9 protein-coding genes are annotated in these 8,586 nt (G+C 64.4%); 4 read left to right on the top strand and 5 right to left on the bottom strand.

Translation table 11 applies throughout. The features are described 5' to 3' along the window. The 5 genes from ABD866_RS04140 to pstS form a co-directional block, all read right to left on the bottom strand. A partial coding sequence (locus ABD866_RS04140; RefSeq protein WP_345061427.1) for a PhoU domain-containing protein occupies positions 1-378 on the bottom strand: 378 nt, incomplete at its 3' end. Positions 379-389: 11 nt separating this feature from the next. After that, complete coding sequence (gene pstB, locus ABD866_RS04135; protein ID WP_345061425.1) at positions 390-1,172, bottom strand: phosphate ABC transporter ATP-binding protein PstB; 783 nt, start codon at positions 1,170-1,172, stop codon at positions 390-392. Positions 1,173-1,187: 15 nt separating this feature from the next. Beyond that, the gene (gene pstA / locus ABD866_RS04130; RefSeq protein ID WP_345061423.1) at positions 1,188-2,069 is read right to left on the bottom strand and encodes a phosphate ABC transporter permease PstA; all 882 of its coding nucleotides are present in this window, start codon (positions 2,067-2,069) and stop codon (positions 1,188-1,190) included. Next, on the bottom strand, positions 2,066-2,989 hold the full coding sequence (pstC, locus tag ABD866_RS04125; RefSeq protein WP_345062480.1) for a phosphate ABC transporter permease PstC: 924 nt from the start codon (positions 2,987-2,989) through the stop codon (positions 2,066-2,068). Before pstC ends, pstA begins: the two co-directional genes overlap by 4 nt. A gap of 167 nt (positions 2,990-3,156) precedes the next feature. Beyond that, entirely contained in the window at positions 3,157-4,197 is a 1,041-nt protein-coding gene (pstS, locus tag ABD866_RS04120) for a phosphate ABC transporter substrate-binding protein PstS (RefSeq protein WP_345061421.1), read from the bottom strand. Positions 4,198-4,391: 194 nt separating this feature from the next. On the opposite strand from pstS, the gene ABD866_RS04115 reads away from it, so the two are divergent. The 4 genes from ABD866_RS04115 to ABD866_RS04100 all read left to right on the top strand — a co-directional run bounded on the left by ABD866_RS04115 (position 4,392) and on the right by ABD866_RS04100 (position 8,308). Beyond that, positions 4,392-4,883 (top strand): fasciclin domain-containing protein, encoded by a 492-nt coding sequence (locus tag ABD866_RS04115; protein WP_345061419.1) that lies wholly within the window; start codon positions 4,392-4,394, stop codon positions 4,881-4,883. A gap of 116 nt (positions 4,884-4,999) precedes the next feature. After that, positions 5,000-6,067: an ABC transporter substrate-binding protein gene (locus ABD866_RS04110; protein WP_345061417.1), complete on the top strand. Its 1,068-nt coding sequence runs from the start codon at positions 5,000-5,002 to the stop codon at positions 6,065-6,067. An 88-nt stretch (positions 6,068-6,155) separates the two neighbouring features. Further along, the gene (locus tag ABD866_RS04105; protein ID WP_345061415.1) at positions 6,156-7,634 is read left to right on the top strand and encodes a Ppx/GppA phosphatase family protein; all 1,479 of its coding nucleotides are present in this window, start codon (positions 6,156-6,158) and stop codon (positions 7,632-7,634) included. Positions 7,635-7,684: 50 nt separating this feature from the next. After that, positions 7,685-8,308, top strand: a complete 624-nt coding sequence (locus tag ABD866_RS04100) for a hypothetical protein (protein WP_345061413.1) — start codon at positions 7,685-7,687, stop codon at positions 8,306-8,308. Positions 8,309-8,586 lie beyond the last annotated feature (278 nt).

Raw genomic sequence — 8,586 nt, 5'->3', positions numbered from 1 at the left:
CAGATCGCTGGAGGGCAAGGAGCGCGCTGCGCCGCTTTCGATGATGGACTTGACCATGCGCGCCATCTTGTTGGCCTCATCGCCCATGCGCTCCAGGTTGACCGTCGCTTTGGAGAACGCCATCAGCAAGCGCAAGTCGCGGGCCGTCGGCTGACGGCGCGCAATGATGGACGCCAGTTCGTGGTCAATTTCGACCTCCATGGCGTTGACCCGGTGCTCAATCGCCGCAACCTGCTCCACCGCTTCAAGGCTGAACTGAGACAGCGCATGGATGGCCTGGCGGATCTGCGACTCGACCAGCCCCCCCAACTCCATGACACGGGCCGATACGTTGTTGAGTTCGCTGTCGAACTGGGAGGAAAGGTGTTTATCAGGCATGGGGGGTCTCCTCAGCCGAAGCGGCCGGTGATGTAGTCCTCGGTTTCCTTGCGCTGCGGCTTGAAGAACATCTGTTCTGTCTCGCCGAACTCGACCAGATCCCCGAGATACATGTAGGCGGTGTAGTCGCTGCAGCGGGCCGCCTGCTGCATGTTGTGCGTCACGATCACGACCGTGTAGTCGTTCTTCAGCTCTGCAATCAGCTCCTCGATCTTCGCCGTGGAGATCGGGTCCAGCGCAGAACAGGGCTCGTCGAGCAGCAGCACTTCGGGCTTGATCGCAATGCCGCGCGCGATGCACAGGCGCTGCTGCTGACCACCCGAGAGGCCGGAACCGCTCTGGTGCAGCTTGTCCTTCACTTCGTTCCACAGCGCCGCCTTGCGCAGCGCCCACTCCACACGCTCGTCCATATCGGTGGCGTTGAGCTTTTCGAACAGCTTCACACCGAAGGCAATGTTGTCGTAAATGGACATGGGAAACGGCGTGGGCTTCTGAAACACCATACCCACCTTCGCACGCACCAGCGCCACGTCCTGCTTGCTGCGCAGCAGATTCTCACCGTCGAGCACGATCTCGCCCTCTGCACGCTGTTCAGGGTACAGCTCGAACATGCGATTGAAGGTCCGCAGCAGCGTAGACTTTCCACAGCCAGAAGGTCCGATGAAGGCCGTGACCTTGTTCTCCGGAATCTCCAGGTTGATGCCCTTGAGGGCGTGGAACTTGCCGTAGTAGAAGTTCAGATCCCGCACCGTGATCTTGGCGGGCACCGTAGGTTTCGCGACAGTAGAAGGCATGGTGTTTCTTGCAGGTTACTTCTGGCGCGTCAGTACGCGGGCCAGGATGTTGAGACCGAGCACGGCAACCGTAATCAGGAATACGCCCGCCCAGGCGAGTTGTTGCCAGTTTTCATACGGGCTCATCGCAAACTTGAAAATGGTGACGGGCAAGCTGGCCATGGGCTTGGAGAGATCCGTGTTCCAGAACTGGTTGTTCAGTGCCGTGAACAGCAGAGGAGCGGTCTCGCCGGCAATGCGGGCCACCGCGAGCAGTACGCCCGTGATCACCCCGGCCCGTGCGGCCCGCAGGGTGATCAGCGTGATCACCTTCCACTTGGGAGTACCCAGCGCATAAGCAGCCTCCCGCAGGCTTGCAGGCACCAGCAGGAGCATGTTTTCGGTCGTGCGGATCACCACCGGGATCACGATCAACGCCAAGGCCACCACACCGGCATACCCCGAAAAGCTCTTGAAACGGGCCACCACCACGGCATACACGAACAGACCGATGACGATGCTGGGGGCCGACAGCAGGATGTCGTTCACAAAACGCGTGGTCGAGGCGAGCCAGCCACGCGGGTCGTACTCGGCCAAGTACACACCGGCCATGATCCCAATCGGCGTGCCGACGAACGTCGCCAACAAGACCATCACGGCGGAACCCAGGATGGCGTTTCCGATCCCACCGACCTCGTTCGGGGGCGGCGTGGTCTGTGTGAACAGTGCAACGCTCAATCCACCCAGGCCCAAACGCACGGTCTCCCACAAGATCCAGATGAGCCAGAACACACCGAACATCATCGCGGCCAGCGACAAGGCCAGCGCGATTTGGTTGACCCGCTTGCGACGCAGGTACATGGCCTGCCGCTCGCGCGCTTGGTCGGCTGCGCGCACCAGTTGTTCTGCGGTACTCATGTGCGCGCTCCTTCACCCTTGCGCAGCTGAGAAAGCAGCAGCTTGGACAGTGACAACACCACAAAGGTGATGAAGAACAGCACGAGCCCCAGATAGATCAGGGAGGCCTGATGCAGCCCTTCGCCCGCCTCTGCAAATTCGTTGGCGAGCGCCGACGTAATGCTGTTGGCCGCCTCGAACAAGGACAGTGAGTCGAGTTGGTTCATGTTTCCGATGACGAAGGTCACCGCCATGGTTTCGCCCAGGGCACGACCCAAACCGAGCATGATGCCGCCCAGTACGCCCGTCTTGGTGTAGGGCAGCACCACCTTCCAGACCACCTCCCAGGTGGTGGCACCCAGACCGTAGGCAGACTCTTTCAACAGGGCCGGCGTGACCTCGAACACATCGCGCATCACAGAGGCGATGAACGGGATGACCATGATGGCCAGGATGATGCCCGCCGACAGAATGCCGATCCCGACAGGAGGCCCGGACACCAGCGCTCCGACATAAGGCACGTCCGAGAAGAGCTGCTGCAGCGGCTGCTGGACGTACTGCGCCAGCAGAGGGCCAAACACCATCAGGCCCCACATGCCGTACACGATGGAGGGCACTGCAGCCAACAGTTCAATGGCCGTCCCCAGCGGGCGCTTGAGCCATGCTGGCGACAACTCGGTCAAAAACAGCGCAATCCCGAAGCTCACGGGCACTGCGATCACCAGGGCGATCAGGGAGGTCGCAATCGTGCCGTAGATCATGACCAGGCCGCCGTACTCGTCCTGCACGGGGTCCCAGACGCTACGGGTCACAAAGCTGAGCCCGTACTGGGCGATGGAGGGCCACGCCCCCACCACCAGCGAGGCCAGAATTCCCAACAGCAGCAGCAGGGTCAGGATGGCCGCGCCCCGCGCGAGCCACGCGAAGATCCGGTCAGCGATCACGCCTGAAATAAGACCGCCACGCCGTGGAGGCGTGGAGCCCTGCTGCGAACGGATCGCCTCGGCCGGCGCCGTGGGTGGAACTGGTAGTGTGGTGGACACGAAACCCCCCTCTCAAACAAACAGAAGATGGGGCATGTCCGGACATGCCCCATCCGCTCAGTCAATCAACGGAACGCAATCGGCTTGCCGCTGGTGTCTTTGATGTCGGCCCACGACTTGTAAATCATGTCCTTGACGTTGGCCGGCATGGCCACGTAGTCCAGGTCCGCGGCCGTCTTGTCGCCGTTCTTGTAGACCCAGTCAAAGAACTTCAGTGCGGTGGCCGCCTCGGCCGGCTTGTCCTGCACCTTGTGCATCAGGATGAATGTCGGGTTGGTGATCGGCCAGGTGCCAGCGCCGGGCTGGTTGGTCAGGATCAGGTGGAAACTCTTGGGCCACACGGCACCCGCGGCCGCAGCCTTGAAGGCTTCATCATCCGGCGTCACAAAGTTGCCTGCAGCGTTCTGCATCAACGCGTAGGTCATCTTGTTCTGCTTCACATAGGCGTACTCGACATAGCCAATCGAGTTGGGCAGGCGACCTACGAACGCCGCCACGCCTTCATTGCCCTTGCCACCGGCACCGGTCGGCCAATTCACCGCCGTGCCCTCACCCACCTTGGCCTTCCACTCAGCGTTCACCTTGGAGAGGTAATTCGTGAAAATGAAGGTGGTGCCGGAGCCATCGGCGCGGCGAACAGGCGCAATCGCAGCATCCGGCAGCGGAACGCCCGGGTTGATGGCCTGCAGGGCCGGGTCATTCCACTTCGTGATCTTGCCCAGGTAGATGTCACCCAGCACCTGCCCGTTCAGGCGCAGTTGTCCGGGTGCAATGCCCTTGATGTTCACCACAGGCACCACGCCACCAATCACGGTGGGGAACTGCACCAGACCCTTCTTTTCCAGATCTTCGTCCTTGAGCGGCATGTCGGAGGCACCGAAAGCCACCGTCTTGGCCTCAATCTGGCGCAGCCCTGCGCCGGAACCCACGGATTGGTAGTTCACGCGCACACCGGTGGCCTTGTTGTAGTCGGCCGCCCACTTGGCATACAGCGGTGCCGGGAACGTAGCGCCCGCACCTGTCACCTCTTGCTGCGCCACAGCGCCGGATACACCGCCAAGCGCCATTGCGCCAGCCACCAGAACTCGAATTGCAGACCGCTTCATGGACATTCCTCTACACATCAAGGAGTTGGGATGCCTGCACTCTAGGGATGCAATATGACATTGTCGTGACATTTTCCGGAGCCGTCACACACCTTCGGCTACGCGATACGGTGGCTGGCGCTGTCACCAACCTGTCACTTCACCGCCTTAGGCTCCGGCCACCGACATGAGTCGGCTGTCATTCCGGAGAAACCATGCCCTACCGTTCCACCCTGGCAGCCTTGGCGCTGACCACCTCCATGGCTCTGCTGGTCGGATGCGCCAGCGTTGCACCCGCCCCCCAGCCGCTGGCGGCCACCGCTGCCCGCAGCCCTGAACTGACCACCTTCCACCAGTTGCTGACCCAGTCCGGACTGGCGGAGACCCTGAAGACGGGCGGCCCCTACACCGTGTTTGCTCCCAGCGATGCTGCCTTCAAGGCCGTACCTGCCAAGACGCTGGCCGATCTGCAAGCCGACAAAACCCAACTGCGTGCTGTGCTGAGCTACCACATCGTGCCGGGCCGCGTCCTGGCTGCGGACGTGAAGCCTGGAAATGCCAAGACGCTGCAGGGCGCGAATCTGGCCCTGTCGCGTGCAGGCACCTTCGTCACCGTCGAAGACGCCATGGTGCAGCAGGCCGATCTGGTGGCCACCGATGGCGTGATCCACACCATTGACCGCGTTCTGATGCCGCCCAAGCGCTGAAAGGACTCTCCGTGAGCCAGCCCACCGCAAACGCTTTGCGCTCGTTTCACCCTCGTCGTCGGACGTTGCTGCGAGGCACTGGCCTAGCCCTGGCGGCCTCCTGTGCACCACTGGGAGTGCTGTCCCAGCCTACCAGCGCTCCTGCTTCCGGCAGCCGCACCCGAGGCGGCGACAAGGTGGCCGTGGTGGGCCAGATCGTCGACATTTCGGCCGCGCAGCAGGACGTGAGCCGGGATTTTGTGGTGGGCTCGCGGGCAGCCTGGCAAGACGCGGCCGCACGCGGCGGGCTCGGGGGCCGGTCCGTGCAGCACCTGACCCTGGAGGTGGATGGCTCTGCGGCCAGCCTGCAGGCCGCTTGGGCGCGGCTGGAACAAGACAGCGCCTGCGTGGCCGTGTGTGGCTGCGTGGGGCACCCGGCCTCCCAGGCGCTGCTGGCGCTGCAAGCCCGGTCGGACGCGAAGACACCCCTGCCCATCGTGGCACCCTGGATGCACCAGGCGCCCACCCAGCATCCGGTGGACGCCGTGTTCGACATTTTTGCCACCCACGAGGCACAGGTCCTGCACGCCCTGCGTGGACTCTCTTCGATGGGGGTGCGCCAGTTCGGCGTGGCGTATGCCTCGGCCATGGCCCGCCAGGCGACGCAGGACCAGGTGCTCGCTGCCGCGAAAGCCCTGCAACTGACGGTGCAGGCCGTCACGCCCGAATCTACGCCGCCGATCGTGCTCTTCGTCGGCGGCACCCCCGAACTGCATGCGTTTGTGCAGCAATTGCGCCTGCCCCCGGGGCGGCAGTGCTATGTGGTCGCGCTGGCCGACGTGAACCTGCAAGTCTTTGCCCAGCTGGGCGGCGTGCCCAAAAGTGCGTCGGTGATTGCCACCCAGCCGGTGCCCATGACGACGGCCGGTGTGCCCATCGTGCGCGCGTACCGCGAGACCCTGTCGCGTCTGTACGACGAACCGCCGTCACCCCAAGGCCTGGCCGGCTTCATTGCCGCCCGCTACATGGCTGAAATCCTGCAGGCGCTGCCCGCCCCCTGGACGCGCTCCAGCGTACTGGCGGCCTTGCAACGGCGCGCCCCCATGGATCTGGGTGGCTATGCCATCAGCTATGAGGGTCGCCGGCGCCAGGGAGCCCTGGTCACGCAGGCCATGCTCACGGCCGACGCACGCATCGTCGGTTGAGACGCCGCGTCTGCCCTTCGGGGCAGCCCGGTGCTATGCTGCCGCGCAATCTGCGCATCTTCTCTCGCGCCCGCGGCGGCGCCCATCCATGCAAAACGGCACTCTGCTTGCGGCTGTGGATCTCGGATCCAACAGCTTCCGACTCGAAATCGGCCGCTACGACCACGGCCACATCGCCCGCGTTGAATACCTGAAAGAAACCGTGCGCCAGGGCAGTGGCCTGGACGCCGATCGCAATCTGTCGCGCGAAGCCATGGAACGCGGCTGGGCCTGTCTGGCGCGATTCGGGGAGAGGCTGGCCGGTTTTCCGCGCGCGCAGGTCCGCGCCGTAGCCACCCAAACCCTGCGCGAAGCCCGCAACCGGGAGGAATTCCTGTCCCGAGGCAGCGAAGTCCTGGGCTACCCGATCGATGTGGTGTCAGGGCTGGAGGAAGCCCGCTTGATCTACCAGGGCGTCGCGCACCTGCTGCCGCAGTCGGACGAGCGCCGCCTGGTGGTGGACATTGGCGGGCGCTCGACAGAAATCATTCTGGGCCGGCAGTTCCAGTCTGAGGCGGTCGCTTCGTACCGCGTGGGCAGTGTGGCCTGGTCGGGGCGTTACTTCCCCACAGGCCAATTCACGGCAGAGGCCTTCCGCGCGGCAGAGGTTGCTGCCCTGGCCGTCATGGACGAGGCACTGTCGCTGTTCAGACCGGGTGACTGGGATGTGGCCTACGGATCGTCGGGCACCGCGGGTGCCGTCGGCGACATTCTGGCGTCCCTGGGCGGACCCGCGGGTGTGATCGAGCGCGCCGGACTGGACGACCTCTACGCGCGGCTGCTGCGGGCCGGATCTGCCGACCGCGTGCGGCTGGAAGGCCTCAAGGAAGACCGCCGCGCCGTCATCGGCGGCGGGGTGAGCGTGCTGCGCGCAGTGTTCGATCTGCTGGACCTGAAGGAAATGCAGGTGGCCCAGGGGGCGCTGCGCCAAGGCGCGCTGTACGACCTGCTGGACCGTGAGCAGCCAAGCACTGACCTGCGTGGCGCCACGGTGCAAGGCCTCATGGCCCGCTTCAGCGTCGATGCGCAGCAAGCCGAGCGCGTGGCGGTGACCGCGTTGCACCTGTTCCACCAGGCGGCGGCAGCCGGCAGCGAGCGCCGGGCGCGCAAGCTCGGCTGGGCGGCCCGATTGCACGAGATTGGCTCCCGTATCTCGCACAGCGACTACCACCGCCACGGGGCCTACATCCTCGACCACACCGACGCCGCCGGTTTTGCCCTGCCGGAGCTGCACCAGCTGAGCCTGCTGGTGCTGGGGCAACGCGGCAAGGTGCGCAAGTTGGGCACGGCGACGGACGACCCGTCTTTTGCGCTGCAACTGCTCTGCCTGCGCCTTGCAGTGCTGCTGTGCCACGCGCGCCGCGACCCCGACACCACCGGACTGCAGCTTCAGCAGCAAGGAGCGCTGTTCGTGCTGCATTTGCCGAAGGGCTGGGCCCAACGCTATCCGCAATCGGCACATCTGCTGCAGGAAGAGGCCGTGGCCTGGCAAAAAACCCCCTGGGAGTTCAAGGCCGCACTGGAGTGATGTACCAATAAACGGTATAAATCGTTTATACCGTTGCAAGGAGTTCATCCATGGCATCCTCCGCCTCCAAGCGCTCTGCGCCCCCTGCTGTTCAATCCCCGGCCGAAGCGCCCACCGGCGCTGGCAAGAAGCCCAAACTCGTCCGGGACAGCTTCACCATTCCCAAGACCGAATATGCGGCGATCGACAGCCTCAAGGGCCGCGCCTTGGCGGCCGGACGCAGCGTGAAAAAGAGCGAGGTGCTGCGGGCGGGCCTACTGCTGCTCACCCAGTTGGACGACACCGCGCTGGACAAGGCACTGGCCGCTGTGCCACCGCTCAAGACCGGACGCCCCAAGCAACCGGAAGCCGCCAAGCCAACGCCTGCACGTGCCGCACCCTCGGCCAAGGCAAGTCCCAAGGTCAAGAGCGAGAAAGCCGCCAAACCAGCCAAGACCGCCAAGACCGAGCACAGCGCGCCACGCGCGGCTGCCAAAGCATCGCCCGCCGTGCAAGCCGCAACCGCAGCACCATCCGACAGCGCGGGCAAGCGCAAGCCAAAGGCCAAGCCCCAGGCCACGTCCGAGGTGGCGACACCTGCGACAGCACCCGCTACTGCACCCGTTGCCGCGCCCGCACCGGCATCCGCAGCCGACAAGGCGGCAGGCCGCAAATCCACCGCCAAGGCCTCCTGAACGCGGCGCCTCCGGTGCGCCGTCCACCACGGACCCAGGCTGCACATGCGCAGCTGCCGGTAAGCGTGTCGCTCGATGCGCTCGCAGCAACGAGCCCGCAACGGAGGCCCGCAAAGCGTGGGCCATCCGTCAGCCCTTTTGCTATCAAAATGTGAGCTGCTTGTGCTTGATTCATAAGCACGAGCAGCCAAAATAATGCATAGCCTCACCATGCCGTGGCATGCGGCCGCGACCGGCAGCGACGGCTCGGAGCCAGGGCATGAATGGCCGCCCAAGGC

Source organism: Acidovorax lacteus (genome assembly GCF_039540375.1).
GTDB classification, from domain to species: Bacteria; Pseudomonadota; Gammaproteobacteria; order Burkholderiales; family Burkholderiaceae_C; genus Acidovorax_G; species Acidovorax_G lacteus.
The sequence above is the reverse complement of the archived record's forward strand: the minus strand, read 5'-3'. Positions and strand labels throughout refer to the sequence as shown.

What these genes read in the sequence shown, in the direction of transcription:
- pstB (WP_345061425.1), bottom strand. Translation starts at nt 1,172, where the DNA reads ATGCCTTCTACTGTCGCGAAACCTACGGTGCCCGCCAAGATCACGGTG.
- ABD866_RS04100 (WP_345061413.1), top strand. Translation starts at nt 7,685, where the DNA reads ATGGCATCCTCCGCCTCCAAGCGCTCTGCGCCCCCTGCTGTTCAATCC.
- pstA (WP_345061423.1), bottom strand. Translation starts at nt 2,069, where the DNA reads ATGAGTACCGCAGAACAACTGGTGCGCGCAGCCGACCAAGCGCGCGAG.
- ABD866_RS04105 (WP_345061415.1), top strand. Translation starts at nt 6,156, where the DNA reads ATGCAAAACGGCACTCTGCTTGCGGCTGTGGATCTCGGATCCAACAGC.
- pstS (WP_345061421.1), bottom strand. Translation starts at nt 4,197, where the DNA reads ATGAAGCGGTCTGCAATTCGAGTTCTGGTGGCTGGCGCAATGGCGCTT.
- ABD866_RS04115 (WP_345061419.1), top strand. Translation starts at nt 4,392, where the DNA reads ATGCCCTACCGTTCCACCCTGGCAGCCTTGGCGCTGACCACCTCCATG.